Raw genomic sequence first — 18,058 nt, forward strand, 5'->3', positions numbered from 1 at the left:
AATTATTACTATCAAGGCATATATATGAAAAAGAAATTGTTAACAAAAAAATTTCTCACCGACGAATTAAATTGCCAAGAGTTAACACCTAATCTAAATGTTTACTCTGTGAGCCACATAAAAAAAGCAGTTACTGTTGGTCTTGTTGCATCAATGCTTTCTTTTGGAGCTTATGCGTCAACTTCAACTCAAGCTCTAGAACAAACGAAAAGTTCTGGTGCAAAACCTAACATTGTAATGATTCTGCTTGATGATGTTGGCTTTGCTGAAGTAGGTTCATACGGTTCTGAAATCAAAACCCCAAATATTGATGCACTCGCATACGATGGATTGCGTTATAACCGTTTTGATACAGCGACAATGTCGGGACCGACTCGTGCTGCGCTGGTCACCGGCCGTAACCCTCAAACCGTAAATATGGAAGATTTAGCTCCTACAAATGTTCCGGCTCCTGATCCGAGTGTTCCATTTGGATCTGGTGTAGCAGATAGCGGTGAACTTCCACTAAATGCAGAAACAGTTGCTGAGGCATTAAAAAAGGTAGGTTATCAAACGAGTGTCCTTGGTAAATGGCACCTTGCTCCAAAGTATACTGATGACTTAGAGCGGAATCTGAAAGCTTGGCCACTGCAACGCGGCTTTGACTACTTTTATGGTTTCCTTAGTGGTCACACAAGCCAGTGGGAACCCGATTTGGTAGAAAATAACAGTCCAATACCTACGCCCAAAAAGGATGGATATCATCTATCTGTGGATTTAGTTGATCGTGCTATTGATATAATGCAACCAAGTGATAAGCCGAACTTTGTATACTTATCATTTGGTGCTGCGCATTCACCGCTTCATGTTCCCAAGTCTTATATCGACGACTATAAAGGGAAGTACAGCATGGGGTGGGATGAACTAAGAAAACAACGTTTTGCAAAACAAAAGGAGCTGGGGATTATCCCTGTAAATACTGTGTTGTCCGAGCGAGAAAAGGGTGATGCGGCGTGGGATGAGCAAGGCAAGCAACATAAGAGAGTCTTTGAGCGATTCATGGAAACTTACGCTGGTTTCATGACTCACACAGATGAACAGATCGGTCGTTTGGTTGATCATCTAAAAGAAACCGGTCAGTACGAAAATACGCTGATTATTTTCGCTTCAGATAATGGTGCAGCTCCAGAAGCAGGTCCTGAGGGAGGGTTCCGTAAAGCGTACCGTGATACCAATGTCATTGAAGAAATGGGAGCAAACTTGGACGAGGCGGGAGGGCCAAACACCTACATGCTTTATCCTCGACCATGGGCGTGGGCGGGTAGTACACCTTTCCGTCGCTATAAGCTATGGCCATATGCCGGCGGGGTTCGTGTTCCAATGATTGTAAGCTGGCCAGCGAAAATTGAGAAACCAGGTATTCGTACTCAGTACTCGCATGTTATTGACCTTGCACCTACGATGCTTGAAGCTGCCGGAACCAGTTTTGCGGATGAAATTAATGGTGTAGAGCAGATCCCTGTTGCAGGTATGTCACTTGTTAATACCTTTAATGATGAAAACGCTGAGGGGCGTCAAGTTCAGTACTATCAACTACGTGGTGCTCGTGCAATCACAAGTGGAAAATGGCGCGCTATTGCAATCAACCGCTTAGATACTGATCCTTCGGAAGATGTATGGCAGCTATTTGATACAGACGCGGACTTTTCTGAGTCTAACGATCTTGCTGAGAAACACCCTGAAATCGTTAAAGAGTTGAAAGCATTGTGGTGGGAGCAAGCTAATGAACTAAGTAATCCACCTCTCATCGAGGCAATACCACTTAAGTATAATTTTGCTGGTTTACCTGATGCGTTTGATGACTAAACGCTCTGAACTGCCTGCGATATCGCAGGCAGTTTTCACAATATGCAAATACGACCTATATGGAAGCAACAGACAATGATATTGCTGGTTACGTGTTTGCGGATAAGGGTTCAGAGCACCTGAGCTTTAGTGGAAAGCACCTAGAGTGTGATAGCCAGTAAATAATATGCGTAGTGATTAGTGTATAATACACTTATTACTACGCTTTTTATTTATTAGCATCGCAGTATTTATATGGATTTAAAAATCTTACGCTACTTCCTGACAGTAGCTCAAACCAAAAATATTACTAAAGCAGCAGAGTTATTACATATAACGCAACCAACTTTAAGTCGCCAATTGATTTTGCTTGAGGAGAGCCTGAAGGTAAAACTGTTCGTAAAAGAAAAGCGAACTATTGGCCTGACAGATGAAGGTAAGTTGTTGAAAATAAGAGCTCGTGAGATTCTTGACTTGGCTGATAAAACGGTTCAGGAAATCTTAGATGAGAATTCAGTGGTTTCTGGTGAAATAGCGGTTGGTTGCGTTGAGTCTTTTGGTGCTCAGGAAATCTATCAACAAATGGGCGAATTTTCTAGTAAGTTTCCAAATGTCGTTTTCAACCTATTTACGGCCAGCAGTGAAGAGCTGCTCGATAAGATGGAGCATGGAACAATAGACATATGCTTGTTGCTGGAGCCTGTCGATACGACCAATTTCAATGTTATTCGCTTGAGCCACTATGAGGAGTGGGGGATTTTAGTTCGCAACGATGATACTTTAGCTAAACAAAATTCAATATCCGTGAAAGAGCTGAGTCAAAAAACACTCATACTGCCGATGAAAAAAGCGGCAATCAATGAGATTGAAAACTGGTTTGGTAAAAATAAGTACAAACTCAATGTTGCCGCGCGATACAACGTAGTAAACTCGGTTGTTTACAGTGCTGATAACAATATGGGGTATCCCATAGTGATTAACTGCCCAATTATAGACCGTTGTAAAGACATGAAGTTTTTGCCGATTGAACCGATTAAACGAACTCAAAGTGTTGTGCTTTGGAAGAAAAATAGAAACTTGAATTCTGCGAGTAGTCTATTTGTAAAAACGTTATTCCGTCATTACAACCCAGTCCTTTACTAACCGCTAGTGCTTACCGGCTGAGAATCAAGATCATTCAGTCGGTCACAGGGAATTTGTGTTTTGGTATTTCTACTCTCTTTGAGCCTTAAACTGGTTATTAAAGTGAGTGCAGCTACACCAGCCCCTAGCCATAAACTTTGCTTCGCTCCGGCAACTAATCCAGCCGGTTGAGCAAGCAAAGCCCCAAATATTGCTACCGATAAGGTGCAACCCATTTGACGGAATGTGTTAAATAGACCACTAGCGGTACCAGAGACTTTATCTGGTGCGGCGTTTAATAACACTCCTGTGATGGGGGCGAAATCAGTGGTCCAGACAAACCCACTAGTGCCATTAATGCCGATAGTTGTTGAGCTGAACAAAGCTCAGCAAGTAATGCTAATGATGCAAGACCTAAAGTCATGAGCGCTAAGCCAGCAGTGATCAGTCTCTTCGAGCCACAACGAGCGACAAGTTTATGAGTTATGGGGGTCAACATAAGCCCCATCAACATCATAGGTAGAAAAGTCAGCCCAGTTTGGAGTGCGGTGAAACCACGAACATGCTGCAAATACATGCTCATTAAAAACGGTAGGCCGAAGTACCCAAACATAAAGGTAAAACCAACAGTGTTAGCAATCATAATGTTTGGTATTCGAAATAACGATAGGGGTACCATAGGTTTCGATGTTATATTTTGCCACGCAATGAACCCTGAAAAGGAAATGAATGAGGCTAACAAGCTGGCGATGGTCGAAGTCGATAGTAAGCCATGTACACCCGATCCAATAGCCGCATAAGAAAGTGAGCCTAGGGCAATAACAATTAAGACTTGCCCCAATAGGTCAAAGGAACTTGGGTGTTTTGTGAGTAACGCATTAACCATAAGCTAAACATGCCAACTGGTATGTGAATGTAAAACACCCAGCGCCAACTTATCGTCGACAGTAACCCACCAATGATTGGGCCCGAAGTTGAAGCTATTGCCCCACCCATAGCCCAAATTACGATTGCTTTCGTACGTTCTGAAGGGTTGGTATACGCGTGACGCAGCAGTGCCAAAGATGATGGGATCTATTGAGGGCGACCAAGTCAAATGAACCAAAGCGCTCACCAATCGTTTTAAAGTGAGTTCCGTAACCTGAGTCGCCCCCGAACAGCAAACGTCGTTGAGTAGATTCGAGTACAAACCCACCCCATAAGGTTTTGCTATTGCCGAGCCCACGGCCTGAATAATGGCGGGCAGGAACAAGGTGGAGCGTGATAATTTTATCAAGTTGCAGTTTGTCAAACCAATCGGCTTCGTGAATCTGCTTATCTTCAAATCCCCATGCTTCAAAGTGAGCTCCGCCCCCTAAAGGAACAAAGATTTGAGCAACCTCACCAAATAACGAAATCTTGCTCAGGGGGTAATGACTTTAGTGAGACTTTGTTTGTTGGGATAGGGGCTTTAGGCTGTAAGTTATCGACCGATTTAAGCATATTACTAAAAATAATCGACAGCTTACTTTCCCCGTCTTTGAGAAGCGGTGTTGGCTCGATATTGTGGAAAGCTCCCTCCGCATAGTTGGGAGATTGTTGAATGATGTCCAAGCGCTCCCCTTCGGACTCGGCGCCAAACCGGGTTTGGTGAAGAAAACTGCAACCGCTGAGAGTGAAGACGGCTACAGTGAGAAGCAAAAGTAAAATAAATATCACGCGCATCGCTTTCATTATAAAGTTGGAGAATTTCCCAGTACTCGAACAAAAAAGTACTGCAGTGTTACTCTAACGCTGGCAGGCGATAAGCGATATCGTGATGGTGCGTGATATTTGCCTATTTTTCCAAACGTGCAGAGAAACATTGATTTTGAATCTAAACCGGTCTTTCCCAACAGAAAGGTGCTTGCCCAACACATGGGGAGACTGGTTCCTTTAGATAAATGTGGAGAATTAGGCAAAGAACACAACAGATTAGGCAAAGGGGTACATATGCGCCTAGGTATACTTTTTGATTATATTGGTGCTATTTATTGAGCGTCTATCTATTCAATCGGTTAACAAGTAAGGAGTTGCTATGAATCAAAACCATCAAAATCGTTTCAGAAGTCTGTTTGTACTGTTCCATCTCTGCCTGTTATTTATCTCTACGACTGTGTTGGCGGAGGATAAACCGTACCGAACCGATATTAAAACCTTGGTGATCGTGTCACACCCATACCCTGAGCGTTCCGTGATGACCAAAGGATTACAGCAAGCGGCTGAAAGCATTGCAGGAGTGACGGTAAGAAACTTGGAGACGATCTACGGTTTTGATACTAGGGCGATTGATGGTGCTAAAGAGCGGGCGATAACGCGTGAGCACCAAAGAATTGTATTTATATTCCCAACGCATTGGTTCAATATTACGCCGATGATGAAAGCGTATCTAAATGACACTTGGGGCAGTGTTGGCCCTGGGTTGTGGCGTGGTAAAGAGATGATGATAGTGACGACGGCAGCAGGGGGAGCACCAACCTATGGTAAAAATGGCCGCATTGGCGTCGATTTAGACGAGGTATTTACCCCTATGCAAGCTAGCGCGTTGCACGCGGGTATGAAGTACTTACCGCCATTAACATTTCAATCTATTTCGTCTTCGCAACTACCCAATTACCAGCAGGCGTTGATCGAGCGCTTACAGCTAGGTTAAAAAATCGCCCACTCTAATCAGTGGGCGATTTCCTATCAGCAAATCGTAGACTTATGCTAAATGTTCGCTAAAGAACTTGTCGATACGCGCAAAAGGAATATGTTCTGGGTGATCGTAGAGATCAACGTGCACTAGGCCATCGAGGATCAGCAGCTCTGCATTGTCTCCTGCGGCTTTACTGGCATCTTCACTAAAGTAGCGCGAGTGAGCATTTTCGCCGGCAATCAATAGCAGCGGGCGCGGTGCAATATCACCGATATAGCTTAGTAGTGGCATATTCATAAATGACAATGCAGTCGTTGCTGTCCATGAGCCGTTCGAGTTAATTGAACGAGGATGGAAACCACGCGAGGTACGATAGTAATCAACATATTCAGTAACAAATGGTGGTTCTTCACCCGTTAGGGCGCTAGGCTCAGGTAAGCCTTGTGGAGCGAATGCAGGTTCACCATTTTTAGCATCTTCCCAGCGCTGTTGGTTCATCTGCTCGAGTGCACCTTGACGTTCTTCTGCAGTCATTGAATCAAAGTAACCCTTAGACATTACACGAGACATATCATACATGCTGGTTGTAACAACCGCTTTAATTCTCGTATCCGCAGCCGCCGCATTTAAGCTCATGCCGCCAAAGCCACAAATACCAATAACGCCAATACGATCCTTATCTACTAGCTCTTGAAGTCCGAGAAAGTCGACCGCAGCGCTGAAATCTTCAGTATTAATTTCTGGAGAAGAGATATGACGTGGTTCGCCACCGCTCTCGCCAGTGAAAGAGGGATCAAATGCTAGGGTAATGTAGCCACGCTCTGCCATAGTTTGTGCGTATAGCCCAGACGCTTGCTCTTTAACTGCGCCATAAGGGCCGCTGACTGCGAGTGCTGGTAATGAAGCTTGAGTCACCTCTTTCGGTAGGTAAAGGTCACCGACAAGAGTAATGCCATAGCGGTTTTTAAAAGTGACTTTTTGATGTTGCACTTTATCACTTTGAGGAAAAGTTTTATCCCATTCTTGTGTAAGCTGCATGTTGGCCTCCTCGGCGATGAATTGGGTTGCAAGGGCAAAGTGAACAAATAATTTTGTTCGTTGCGTTGGCTCTATTTTGCGGTTGGCTGGGGAAAGTTGTTATTAACATTGTCTTCAATTCTTGCCCGTTTTTCCTAAATTGGTGGATTGATTGCTTTGGTTAAATGTCAAAAGTTGAAATTTTTCTTACTGTTAGTTTTTTGAACTCCAGCGTAACAATTTGATAATGGCATTGACTTCGAATTATATAGTTGTGTATACAACTATATGGCGCAGGTGTGGAGTGAAATGAAGGTCATGCAGAAAATCGAACAACAACAATCATTGGGGCATTTGACAGGGCTTGCCAGTCGGCTGTTTAACCGCTTATTGACCCAAAGGTTTAAGCAAGCTGGCATTGACATGACGGCCGAGCAGTGGGGCGTAATAGTGGTGCTATCTGGCAGTGAAGCACTGACGCAAAGTCAGATCTGTGAGCTGTTATACCTAGAAAAATCGAGCGTTAGCCGCTCGGTTGATGGACTTGAAAGGCGGGGGTGGATTGTACGAAAACGAGCCCCTCATGATAGCCGCAGCAAGTTGGTCGAATTGACTGAGCAATCGCATGAGGCGGTGGAAAAATGCACTCAGATTGCGCGCTCAGTATTAGATGATGCGCAGAAAGGCGTGGATTCCGAGGTTCTGGTCGATAGTAAACGGCAGCTATCCCAAGTTATCAGCAACCTCAGAACACTTAACCATTAATCAATACACAACACGGCAATAGACAGGCTGAAACTTTCAGCTGGATGCTTGATTAGGAGATAAGATGACAAAACGTAATGCATTAATCACAGGTGGGGCTCGGGGGATTGGGGCTGCAACGGCTAGGGCGCTCGCAGCTCAGGGCTATCGTGTTTTTATCAACTACGTGAACAGTACGGAAGTGGCCAATCAACTGGCGCAAGCGATTCGAGAGCAGGGGGGGGAAGCGTTTCCGATTCAGGCCGATGTGAGAGATGATGCTCAGATTCAGTTTATGTTTGACGAAATCAAAACAGAGTATGGTGGTGTTGATGTGTTGGTTTCTAATGCCAATATGAATTTCACACCAAAACCATTTTTGGACCAAACATGGCAAGAGTTTTCACAAAAGCTTAATGATGAGATGCATGCCGCTTATCAAACGGCAAAACTTGCTGCACAAAGCATGAAAGAGAGACAATTTGGCCGCTTGGTGTTTATTTCCAGTACGCTCTCGGAAGCCCCTGCGCCAACCTTTATTGCTCATGGCAGTGCCAAAGGTGCGCTCGATAGTTTCAATAAATACCTCGCTCAAGAATTGGGGCCATATGGGATTACAGCGAACATTGTTGCGCCAGGCCTAGTGGAAACGGATGCCACTAAAGATGCGCCGGAATCATTTAAAGAGATGATCAGGCAGCATACGCCTACCCAGCGTGTTGCAACACCAGAAGATGTCGCCAACACGGTCGCCTTTTTGACCAGCGAAGCAAGTTCACACATTACCGGCACTTACACACCGGTTTGCGGTGGGGCGTACTTGGCGTAAGTCGAGTGAACCCAACCTAGATAAAAAGGGGCAAATCATTGCTCCTTTTTTACACCTGCGCAAAAGGGATTACTCCAACTCAACAGGCGGCCTAAATAGCATTTCATGGACGACTTGGCGGGTATTTCCTCATTGTCACTACTGCATGAGCGTTTAAGAGTATTAGGCAAGAAAAAGGGAGTATCTTGCTAGAAAAAGAGCGCTTAAAAGCGGAAAAATAGTAGAGCTGGGAAACAGCCTGATTAATGAACTTGAGGAGAGTCGACATGGACAATAGTTTGAATATTGACAATAACAATGCCCCAGAGCAGATAGACGCCAAACGCCGTGATTTGCTTAAACTGACGGGGGCAGGGATGGTCGTTGCTGGTACAGCTTCGCTTGCATCAGGTTCATCTTTTGCAAAAGACTCGGTTACTCCTGGGCAAGAGTGGGATAAAACGTTCGCTAAAAGTGCGCTGGTGGATCATCAAAAAGTAACCTTTACCAACCGTTACGGTATCACGTTGGTCGGCGATTTGTACCAACCTAAAAGTCGCAGCGGTAAATTAGCAGCCATTGCAGTATCGGGTCCTTTCGGTGCCGTCAAAGAACAGTCGTCTGGCCTGTATGCCCAGACTATGGCTGAGCGCGGGTTCGTGACTTTGGCCTTCGATCCATCGTACACGGGGGAGAGTGGAGGAGAACCACGAAACGTGGCATCGCCGGATATCAATACCGAAGACTTTAGTGCCGCGGTTGACTGTTTGGGGATGCAAGCCAGTGTTGACCGTGAACGTATTGGAGCGATTGGTATTTGTGGATTTGGTGGTATGGTACTAAATGCGGTTGCGGCAGATAAGCGGATTAAAGCCGTAGTGGCGAGCACGATGTACGATATGACTCGTGTCATGGCGAAAGGTTACGACGACAGTTTGACACCCGAGCAGCGTGATGGGGCACTTGAGCAATTAAGTCAGCAGCGCTGGAAAGATGTTGATCAAGGTAAACCTGGTTACGGTCCTGTCTCGTTGGAACTGCAAGGTGGCGAACCACAGTTTGTGGTGGACTACGCAGGGTATTACAAATCCAAACAACGTGGGTTTCACCCAAGAGCCATTAACTCTAACGCATCATGGACATTGACGACACCTTTATCGTTCATGAATATGCCAATCCTCACTTATATTTCTGAAATTTCACCACGCCCAATATTGCTTGTTCATGGTGAAAAGGCACACTCTCGCTACTTTAGTGAGACGGCTTATGAGGCGGCTAAACAACCGAAAGAACTGATGATCATCCCTGGTGCGAACCATGTTGATTTTTACGATCAGGTAGATGTGATTCCATTTGATAAGTTTACGACTTTCTTTAAAGAGCATTTGGTGTAGTGCTCTTGTCATGTTGCACTTAGATTAGGCATGAACGGATCACTGACCTAAAAAAGCCACTCATCTTGAGTGGCTTTGCTTACTTCGAGGGTGTAAGAAGGGTCAACACTTAGTAGCAGGCTTGAAGAATATCGAGCACTTCGTTCGATTCGAGTTTTTTGTAGCCGTTGCCGATAATGATGGTTGACTCTGCAATTTTTGGCAGCATGTCTTGTGTTGCTCCCAACTCTTGTAGCGAGGTTACAATTCCGCATTCTTTCATAAATGCTTCAAGTGCGTCTAGACCCGCGAGCGCCTGTTCTTCCTTGCTCTTACCTTGTGGATCGATTCCCCAGACCTGGGCCGCAAAACGAACAAACTTATCCAGCCCGTATGAATAGATCAAACGATAGTAAGGCAGAGATATAGCGGCAAGACCCATACCGTGAGCGCAGTCCGTGTACGCGCCAAGTTGGTGCTCAATCATATGTACTTGCCAGTCTTGAGTTTTAGAAAGACCTGTGATGGTGTTTAAGGCGAGGGTCGCGTTCCACATAATATTGCTTCTTGCTTCGTAATCGTTGGGGTTTTGCAATGCCACACGTGCATTGTGAATTGAAGACTTGAGCAAACTTTCTATCACATAATCTGTTGTGTTAGCACCCTGATCTGTAAAATATTGCTCCATTAAGTGCGACATGGTATCGAACACGCCACTTACCATCTGGTACTGAGGTACCGTATAGGTGTACTCAGGGTTTAGGATAGAGAACTTAGGATAAACATGGGGAGGAAATACCCGGCCAGCTTTGTTCTTTAACCCCTCGTGAGTAATGACTGAACCACCGTTCATTTCTGAACCGGTGCCGACCATGGTTAAAATTGACGCGACAGGTACTACATCGTTGTCGAGATCTTTAAATTCCACCCAGTATTTTTGGAACGGGTCTTGATCTTCACAATAGGCAGATACCGAAATACCTTTGGCGCAGTCAATCACTGAACCGCCACCAACCGCTAATATTAGGCTGACATTATGTTCACGGACTAACTTTACCCCTTCCATCATTTTGTCGTAGGTTGGGTTTGGCATAACACCAGACAGTTCAACGACTCTTTTGCCTGCAGACTTGATAATAGCAATTACTTCATCATAGAGACCGCTGGATTTTATCGCATTTCGCCCGTATACCAAAAGAACAGTATCACCGTAGTTAGATAACTCACCCTCGAGCTTAGTCAGGGATTGTTTTCCAAAATGGATCGTCGTTGGGTTGTAGTAACTAAAATCTAATTCCATTGTCACAGCCTTTTTAATTTAGTGTATTATTCATGTTGCTGGTGATATCTCTTGGGTCATTTGTTAATGGTTGCCATACTGACTATCAACAACACTGTATGGTTAAATATTAGTTCTGTAGCCAACTAGTTTGAATGTCCGTTCTTCTTGCTTTTTTGCCTATTTTTCCAAGTACTTCAAATAACCAGTATTTAAATCGATAAGCTATACCATTGAGTAAACTAGGTGTAATAGACTCATTTAAGTCGTGCTAGCCTCGCGCAGTGCTTTTATGTCTTTAGATGGGGGAGCGCCGAATAAGCGGCTGTACTCACGGCTAAACTGAGATGGGCTTTCATACCCAACTTTGAAGGTGGTCGCCATGGCATCGAGGTTTTCTGTGAGCATCAGACGGCGAGCTTCACTGAGTCGAAGTTTCTTCTGGAATTGCAAAGGGGTCATGGATGTCATCGTTCTAAAATGTGTATAGAACGAAGATTTACTCATGCCACTGTATGAAGCCAGCTCACTAACGCTCAGCGGTTTAACGAAATTGTTCTTCAGCCAATCGATAGCCTTGGCAATTTGATGGCTATGACTACCTGCTGTGACGATTTGATGCAATCGAGCACCTTGTTCTGTCATCAGTAGCCTATAAAAAATTTCGCGTTTTATCGCTGGCGCGAGAATTTTAATGCTGTTGGGCTCATCAAGTAGCGCCAACAATCGAATAAAAGCATCGAGTAAAGAGTGAGAGAGTTCTCCGACCGCAATGCCTTTGGGTACTTCTTTTTTACCGAGATGAACGGAAAGTTCACAGTCGACAATTAATTGAGATATCTCCCGCAAATCAAGTTCCATGATAATCCCGAGATAAGGCTCTTCCTTGCTAGCTGTGAGGATATTCGCAGTGATAGGCAGTTCAACCGAAGAAATGAGGAAATGGTTTGAATCGTAGATGAAGCTATCTTCGCCCAGCAAAACGCGTTTTCGCCCCTGAGCGATTAAGCAGATGCTTGGATTATGAGAGTAACTTGTTGGCTGGGTTGGCGTTGTCCATCGGCTAAGCCTTAAGCCTGGAATCTCTGAATCAAAAAAATTTGCTTGCCCAGTCCATTTAGCAATTTGTTCAGCGAGTCTCTTGGATTGGGCTTGGGTGACTTGTAACTCAATCATAGCTGTCTTGCCTTTTACGCGATGAGGTTTTAACTGAATTACTTAATAATGTATAGCAATAAAATTCCAGATGCAAAGAAGATTAGGCAAGTGTCGACTGGTGCTGTTTAAGTAGAAATTGTCAGTGTTTTATTAGTTTCCATAGTAGTAATGAATGTATATCAGCATAGCTGATGAGGTGCGTCAGAAAGTTTGGCTTTGAGTTGCTTAACGCCGGAACATTAGGCAAGAAATAGCAATGAATAGGCAAACGGTCATTGATTAGGTGGCGTAAGCTAGTTAGATACAAATGATGTGGTACGAGCACAGGAAATATGTGTGAAGTCTAAGTTAAATTTGTCATAAGCTGTGGAGCGATGTAATGAACGAAAATCTTGATAGAACTACCCCAGAAGAGCTGAATGCAACCAATTATAGTGGGACAGGCATATTTTCTCGTGGGGAAGAAAATAAGGCTTACGCAGATTACTTCACCGGTACCAGTTATTTAGAACTGCTTAACAGGGAAGGGGTGGGGGTTTTCAACGTGACCTTTGAGCCGGGATGCCGTAATTACTGGCATATCCACCACAAAGGCGGTCAAATTCTGCTGGTCACAGGTGGACGTGGCTGGTACCAGGAGGAAGGGAAACCCGCCCAAGAGCTGCATGCTGGGGATGTGGTACATATCGCACCGGGGACCAAGCACTGGCACGGCGCGGCAAAAGACAGTTGGTTTGCCCATGTTGCAATTGAAATTCCGGCAGAAGGAGCAAGCAATGAATGGTTTGGACCCGTTACCGAGCAAGAGTACGATGCGCTTCAATAAGCTGATTGCGATTGCATGGTTGGCAATGGGTGGCCTGGCCGGGCTATACAGCAGTTTGGCGTCTGCCCAAACCAGCGAGATTGCTGGCAGCGGTGAAAAAAAAGTCTTGGGAGGGGAGAAAATGAAAATACAGTTTGTTTTTGATGACCGTACAATCGGCGCGACGTTGAATGATACTCCCAGTGCGCGCGATTTTGTCGGCCAGTTGCCTTTGACACTGGATTTGGAAGATTATGCCAGTACGGAAAAAATTGCTTATTTGCCCAGTAAATTGACGAAAGAGGGATCACCGCCGGGCGTGAGTGCTAAGGTTGGCGATATTTCATATTATGCCCCCTGGGGGAACTTGGTGGTATTTTACAAAGATTTTGGCTACTCAAGCGGCTTGATCAAGCTCGGGGAGATCGATTCGGGTATCGAACGATTTACCGCTAATCGTTCGATGAAAGTCACGGTTGAGCGGGTGCCGTAGTGTCGGCGGAAGGCATTATGATCCTATAGTCTCTTGCATAAGATCCGTTACACAGTAACCGCGGTTAACTTTGATGATAACCGCGGTTTTTATGTGCAACTATATCGCGTCACCTCGTTTGTTGTCAGGGACGTTCGATTATCGGAGCAACAACGTTTCGTCAGTGATTGATACATGGCGGTGAGCATTCTTTTGTCACAAATACTGGAATGGAGCTCATGGAGTTGGCGGTAACGGGGTAGCCTATCTCAACCAGCAGATAACACATGAGTATGTTGATATATCAACTATTTATTTGTATGAGCCAATCATGTCGCAGATGTGTACGTTGCATTTGACTGGGGGGCGAGTGCTGGTTCGAATGGGTCAGACAGCTAAAGCTTTATATTGAAATGGGAACTTAATTTAGTTTCTTAAATTATCTGAATAAAATAATTTGTTTTTCTTTTGTTTCTGTAAGTAGAGCAATGGATTTACGACAATGGATATATATTTGTTTATCATTTAAAATTATAAAAATAGATATGTGAAATGAATATTATCTCGCCAACAATATGCATATAAATTGATGGTGCTTATTAGCATTGGGGAGCTTTATTTTATGTTTTTAACATGATTAATTAAATTTAGAACGGTTTGAATCGTCGCCATTATATACTATGTGTGTAGTGTTGATTATGATGCTTTATGGTTTTTTTTCTATAAAAGAAGAGAATTTACCTTGTGAATTGAATGTGTCCTATGAGTCACATTATTAATGTTTGTGGATTGATGCGTTTGCTCTTAGGTATATAATAGTTCAATATTTCAATTGATTTTTGGTAATAATTAACATGTCAAACGCTAAAAGCTTCCAAATCGTATCAAAACCAACTGGTTCGGCTTGCAATATAGATTGTAAATATTGCTTTTATTTGGAAAAAGAGAAGCTATATCCAAATAGAAATAATAACTGGAAAATGCCGAAGGAAGTATTGGAGTCTTACGTTAGAAGCAATATCGAAGGCAGCCATGGTGATGTGGTTGAGTTTATTTGGCAAGGGGGGGAACCTACCTTAGCTGGGCTGGACTTCTTTGAAGAGGCTATCAGGCTGCAACACTTATACGCAAAGGGTAAACGGATAAGTAACTCGTTCCAAACTAATGGCATGAAAATAGATAAGAAATGGGCTAGGTTTCTTAAAGATAATAACTTTCTGGTTGGTATATCCATTGATGGAAGCCAAGTTCATCATGATAAGCTAAGACAGACAAAATCCGGCAAAAGCACCTATTCCAAAGTAGTAGAAGCCATCAAGCTTTTTAACGAGGTCGGTGTTGAATATAATACCCTGACGGTCGTTAGCAAGTATAATGTGGATGAGGCAGAGAACGTATACAACGCATTGAAGGCGGTGGGTAGTCGATTCATGCAGTTTACTCCACTGGTTGAAAGAATTGCCGCTCAACCTGACTCTAGTGGTTTATATTTAATCAAACCCGATTTTATTGGAGAAAGCGCTGTAGCGGAATGGTCTGTTCCTTCTAAGCCCTATGGCCAATTCATGAATAAAATTTTTGATTTGTGGGCCAAGGAAGACATAGGTAAATATTTTGTAATGAACTTCGAGCAAACCATGACTCAGTTGGTTGGCGGACAGGGAAGTTGTGTGTTTGCTGAAGAGTGCGGTGCAAACCTGGCGCTTGAAGCCAACGGTGATGTCTACTCGTGCGACCATTTCGTCTATCCTGACAACAAATTAGGCAATATTATCGAAACGGGTATCTCGGAGCTCGCATTTTCCGATCAACAGGCAGCATTTTCCAAATTGAAGACCGAGAATATTTCGATGGATTGTGCCAACTGTGCGGTTAGACCAGTTTGTAATGCGGGTTGTCCAAAACATCGCTTCGCGACTTCATCTAACGGCATGCCGAATAAAAACTACTTGTGTGACGGTTATAAGTCACATTTTGAGCATGTTTTACATCGAATGAAATATATATTAAATAAAATGTATAACATAAAATGATATAACTTAATCGGATATTCCGCATCCCTTGTCATTGCCTAAGCGTAATACTTATGGTTAGGCAACTTGTTAACTAATCTGGCCGTTAAAAAGGAGTCTAATGATTAACTCGATGAGCTCATTGGATATTAAAATACGCGGATAAGATTAAAAGTGACATTGTATTTCAACAACGGCTGTCTTAATTGTTATAAAAAAATCTTAATATTACCTGACACTCAACTTATTCAATAAGAATAAAAAAGCCACTGATTGAATCAGTGGCTTTTTATGCGCTCTCAATTTATTGTCGTGAACGCAATGGCGATTTCTTTTGAACACTACTTTTTACTGTAAGAGTAGCTTGCGAAGGCGATTAAAGAGGCAGCCAAAAGGATAGCAGTAGAAACGCTAAAAGTTAAGCCGTGGCCATTATAATCATATAGCAGACCGCCGCATGTTGAACCAAGAGCGATGGATAGTTGGATAATCGCAACCATTAATCCACCACCCGATTCAGAATCTTCTGGCAATGTTTTCGCTATCCAAGTCCACCAACCAACCGGGGCTGCGGTAGCAAAAAATCCCCACATAGCTAGTAATAGGGCTACCGCTGCATATGTAGCACCAAAAGCGATTAACGCAACACCGATACTTGCCATGATGATAGGAATAATAATAATAGTGCCGTACAGACTTTTATCAAGGAATTTGCCAACAGTTGCTGTGCCAACAAATCCTGAAACACCAACGATTAACAGTGACCAAGATACCCACTGTGCATCAAGCAGAGTCACTGTTTCTAAGAAAGGTCGGACATAGGTATAAAGAGTGAATTGGCCCATAAAGAATAGGCCGCATGCAACCATGCCAATCCTAACGACAGGTGCCCTTAATATACCAAATACTTGACCAAAGCCACCATTTGGATTGTCGTTTTTCATACTAGGTAAGCTGATGAACTGCCAAGCTAAAGCGATGAGAGAAATAGGTACTAGGCAGAAGAATGCACCACGCCATCCAATAACTGAACCCAAGTAACTGCCGATGGGAGCAGCAATAACCATAGCCAAGGCGTTACCACCATTGAAAATGGCTAATGCTTTTGGAACTTGGTGTTCTGGTACTAAGCGAATTGCGCAGGCTGCAGACAATGACCAGAAGCCACCAATAGAAATACCAATCAAGGCTCGGCCGATCATGTATATCGTATAAGTTGAGGCTGATGAGATAATGGCACCGGAAACCAGCATGACAGCAGTCAACATAAGCAGTACATATTTCCGGTCGAAGTTGCCGGCAATAGATGTGATAGACAAACTGGTGACGACAGCGAATGCACCTGAGATGGCGATTCCCTGACCAACCATTCCTTCTGTAATGTTCAGGTCTTGGGCTATTGCAGTGAGCAGACTTACGGGCATGAATTCCGATGCAATTAAAGCGAAAACGCATAAGGTCATTGCAAAAACGCCGCCCCAATGTGCTTGGGTGTCACTGGGTTTCTGGGCCATATTGGTGGCTTCAGAGTTGATAACTTGTTGTTCTGACATTGATGCCTCAATTAGAAAAGAAGATGTCTATGAAAGTAAAAAACACGAAAGGATGTCTTTACGGCAGTGATTTTCTCAGGTAAAAAAGGTTGCGACTAGCTAATTAATGCTTAATAGGTCTATTAGCAATACTAATTAATAAGGTAAATGGCTGAATGGCTAAAAGAAATCTCAATGATCTGCTCTACTTTGTCAAAGTTGCACGGGAAAACAGTTTTACCCGAGCGGCCGCTCAGTTAGGCATTACTCAATCGGCGTTAAGTCAATCTATCAGCGGGCTGGAAGAGCAGATTGGTATTCGATTGCTCACTCGTACAACGCGTAGCGTCTCCCCGACACCTGCTGGTGAGCGCCTATTAAACGCTATTGGGACTCGGTTAGAAGAGATGGAAGCGGAACTAGATGCTTTAACCGATCTGCGTGACAAACCAGCAGGAACTGTGCGGATTACCTGCGGCGAAGCCGTGGTGAGCAGTATTTTGATACCGAAGCTGGCATCGGTATTGAAGGAATACCCAGATATAAAGGTTGAGTTCGATGTAAATTATGGATTCAGAGATATTGTTGCAGATCGGTTTGATGCCGGAATTCGCTTAGGTGGAACGATCGATAAAGACATGATTGCAGTGCCAATTGGTCCACAAATGTGTATGGCTGCTGTTGCTTCGCCAGAATATTTTGATAAATACCAAAAACCCAGTAAACCGGAGGATCTGCTTCAGCATAACTGTATTAATATGCGGTTTCCGACTCATGGTGGGATCTATGTGTGGGAGTTTGAAAAGGATGGCCAGGAGTTCAATATCAGAGTGGATGGTCAGCTTACCTTCAATACAACACCGGCCATGATCAATGCTGCGCTGGCTGGTCTGGGTATTGCTTTTTTGCCCGAGGAGGAGTTTGAACCTCATATAGAAAATGGGCGGTTAGTTAAGGTTCTTGAGGAGTGGTGTCCGCCCTTTGATGGGTACTACCTTTATTATCCAAGTCGTCGGCAGCCATCACCGGCGTTTAGTCTAATCAGAGATGCCCTCCGAACCAGTTAGGAAGACAGAACCCGCCAGCTCGGCAAAGAGAAACGTCGCGTCTGGCGGAAACACCACCTGACTGTCGATGATCGTTCCTCCCAAGATTATCATTACGGAAGTGAGTCGGGAGTCCCGGCAGAGCAGGTTTTTGTGCCAGTTGTATCTGGTTAATTATTACATTACATTAGCTTCAAATTTGAATGGTTT

17 protein-coding genes are annotated in these 18,058 nt (G+C 43.9%); 10 read left to right on the plus strand and 7 right to left on the minus strand.

The window, feature by feature from the left end:
• Nucleotides 1-24: 24 nt before the first annotated feature.
• Both R2X38_RS21540 and R2X38_RS21545 read left to right on the plus strand, forming a co-directional pair.
• On the plus strand, nucleotides 25-1,845 hold the full coding sequence (locus R2X38_RS21540) for an arylsulfatase (protein ID WP_317524408.1): 1,821 nt from the start codon (nucleotides 25-27) through the stop codon (nucleotides 1,843-1,845).
• Between the two features lie 234 nt (nucleotides 1,846-2,079).
• On the plus strand, nucleotides 2,080-2,967 hold the full coding sequence (locus R2X38_RS21545; protein WP_317524409.1) for a LysR family transcriptional regulator: 888 nt from the start codon (nucleotides 2,080-2,082) through the stop codon (nucleotides 2,965-2,967).
• A 274-nt stretch (nucleotides 2,968-3,241) separates the two neighbouring features.
• On the opposite strand, the gene R2X38_RS21550 is transcribed toward R2X38_RS21545, so the two are convergent.
• Genes R2X38_RS21550 through R2X38_RS26835 form a run of 3 tightly spaced genes read right to left on the minus strand, consistent with a single transcriptional unit; the run spans nucleotide 3,242 to nucleotide 4,352 of the window.
• Complete coding sequence (locus tag R2X38_RS21550; RefSeq protein WP_317524410.1) at nucleotides 3,242-3,832, minus strand: MFS transporter; 591 nt, start codon at nucleotides 3,830-3,832, stop codon at nucleotides 3,242-3,244.
• Nucleotides 3,772-4,008, minus strand: coding sequence for an MFS transporter (locus tag R2X38_RS26830; protein WP_411185708.1), 237 nt, complete (start codon nucleotides 4,006-4,008; stop codon nucleotides 3,772-3,774). Before R2X38_RS26830 ends, R2X38_RS21550 begins: the two co-directional genes overlap by 61 nt.
• Nucleotides 3,951-4,352 carry an MBL fold metallo-hydrolase gene (locus tag R2X38_RS26835; RefSeq protein ID WP_411185725.1) on the minus strand — a complete coding sequence of 134 codons (402 nt, stop codon included), beginning with the start codon at nucleotides 4,350-4,352 and terminating at the stop codon, nucleotides 3,951-3,953. Before R2X38_RS26835 ends, R2X38_RS26830 begins: the two co-directional genes overlap by 58 nt.
• Before the next feature lie 650 nt (nucleotides 4,353-5,002).
• On the opposite strand from R2X38_RS26835, the gene R2X38_RS21555 reads away from it, so the two are divergent.
• Nucleotides 5,003-5,617, plus strand: coding sequence for an NAD(P)H-dependent oxidoreductase (locus R2X38_RS21555; RefSeq protein ID WP_317524411.1), 615 nt, complete (start codon nucleotides 5,003-5,005; stop codon nucleotides 5,615-5,617).
• 51 nt (nucleotides 5,618-5,668) lie between these two features.
• Here R2X38_RS21555 and R2X38_RS21560 read toward each other — a convergent pair whose 3' ends face one another.
• On the minus strand, nucleotides 5,669-6,640 hold the full coding sequence (locus R2X38_RS21560; RefSeq protein ID WP_317524412.1) for an alpha/beta hydrolase: 972 nt from the start codon (nucleotides 6,638-6,640) through the stop codon (nucleotides 5,669-5,671).
• Nucleotides 6,641-6,928: 288 nt separating this feature from the next.
• Here R2X38_RS21560 and R2X38_RS21565 point away from each other — a divergent pair, with 288 nt between their 5' ends.
• The 3 genes from R2X38_RS21565 to R2X38_RS21575 all read left to right on the plus strand — a co-directional run bounded on the left by R2X38_RS21565 (nucleotide 6,929) and on the right by R2X38_RS21575 (nucleotide 9,565).
• Entirely contained in the window at nucleotides 6,929-7,384 is a 456-nt protein-coding gene (locus tag R2X38_RS21565; protein ID WP_317524413.1) for a MarR family winged helix-turn-helix transcriptional regulator, read from the plus strand.
• A 64-nt stretch (nucleotides 7,385-7,448) separates the two neighbouring features.
• On the plus strand, nucleotides 7,449-8,192 hold the full coding sequence (locus R2X38_RS21570; RefSeq protein ID WP_317524414.1) for an SDR family oxidoreductase: 744 nt from the start codon (nucleotides 7,449-7,451) through the stop codon (nucleotides 8,190-8,192).
• 266 nt (nucleotides 8,193-8,458) lie between these two features.
• The gene (locus R2X38_RS21575) at nucleotides 8,459-9,565 is read left to right on the plus strand and encodes an alpha/beta hydrolase (protein WP_317524415.1); all 1,107 of its coding nucleotides are present in this window, start codon (nucleotides 8,459-8,461) and stop codon (nucleotides 9,563-9,565) included.
• A 109-nt stretch (nucleotides 9,566-9,674) separates the two neighbouring features.
• Here the strand turns inward: R2X38_RS21575 and R2X38_RS21580 are convergent, their stop codons facing one another.
• Both R2X38_RS21580 and R2X38_RS21585 read right to left on the minus strand, forming a co-directional pair.
• Nucleotides 9,675-10,844 carry an iron-containing alcohol dehydrogenase gene (locus R2X38_RS21580; protein ID WP_317524416.1) on the minus strand — a complete coding sequence of 390 codons (1,170 nt, stop codon included), beginning with the start codon at nucleotides 10,842-10,844 and terminating at the stop codon, nucleotides 9,675-9,677.
• A gap of 240 nt (nucleotides 10,845-11,084) precedes the next feature.
• Nucleotides 11,085-11,999 (minus strand): AraC family transcriptional regulator, encoded by a 915-nt coding sequence (locus R2X38_RS21585; RefSeq protein ID WP_317524417.1) that lies wholly within the window; start codon nucleotides 11,997-11,999, stop codon nucleotides 11,085-11,087.
• A 361-nt stretch (nucleotides 12,000-12,360) separates the two neighbouring features.
• Between R2X38_RS21585 and R2X38_RS21590 the strand changes: the two genes are divergently transcribed.
• The 3 genes from R2X38_RS21590 to R2X38_RS21600 all read left to right on the plus strand — a co-directional run bounded on the left by R2X38_RS21590 (nucleotide 12,361) and on the right by R2X38_RS21600 (nucleotide 15,291).
• Nucleotides 12,361-12,807 carry a cupin domain-containing protein gene (locus tag R2X38_RS21590; protein WP_317524418.1) on the plus strand — a complete coding sequence of 149 codons (447 nt, stop codon included), beginning with the start codon at nucleotides 12,361-12,363 and terminating at the stop codon, nucleotides 12,805-12,807.
• Nucleotides 12,758-13,279, plus strand: coding sequence for a cyclophilin-like fold protein (locus tag R2X38_RS21595; protein ID WP_317524419.1), 522 nt, complete (start codon nucleotides 12,758-12,760; stop codon nucleotides 13,277-13,279). Before R2X38_RS21590 ends, R2X38_RS21595 begins: the two co-directional genes overlap by 50 nt.
• Nucleotides 13,280-14,112: 833 nt before the next feature.
• Nucleotides 14,113-15,291, plus strand: a complete 1,179-nt coding sequence (locus R2X38_RS21600) for an anaerobic sulfatase maturase (RefSeq protein WP_317524420.1) — start codon at nucleotides 14,113-14,115, stop codon at nucleotides 15,289-15,291.
• Nucleotides 15,292-15,611: 320 nt separating this feature from the next.
• On the opposite strand, the gene R2X38_RS21605 is transcribed toward R2X38_RS21600, so the two are convergent.
• Entirely contained in the window at nucleotides 15,612-16,823 is a 1,212-nt protein-coding gene (locus tag R2X38_RS21605; protein ID WP_317524421.1) for an MFS transporter, read from the minus strand.
• A 155-nt stretch (nucleotides 16,824-16,978) separates the two neighbouring features.
• Between R2X38_RS21605 and R2X38_RS21610 the strand changes: the two genes are divergently transcribed.
• Complete coding sequence (locus R2X38_RS21610; protein WP_317524422.1) at nucleotides 16,979-17,869, plus strand: LysR family transcriptional regulator; 891 nt, start codon at nucleotides 16,979-16,981, stop codon at nucleotides 17,867-17,869.
• The last annotated feature ends 189 nt before the right edge of the window (nucleotides 17,870-18,058 follow it).

The sequence above is a fragment of the Photobacterium rosenbergii genome, assembly GCF_033022775.1.
GTDB lineage: Bacteria > Pseudomonadota > Gammaproteobacteria > Enterobacterales > Vibrionaceae > Photobacterium > Photobacterium rosenbergii_A.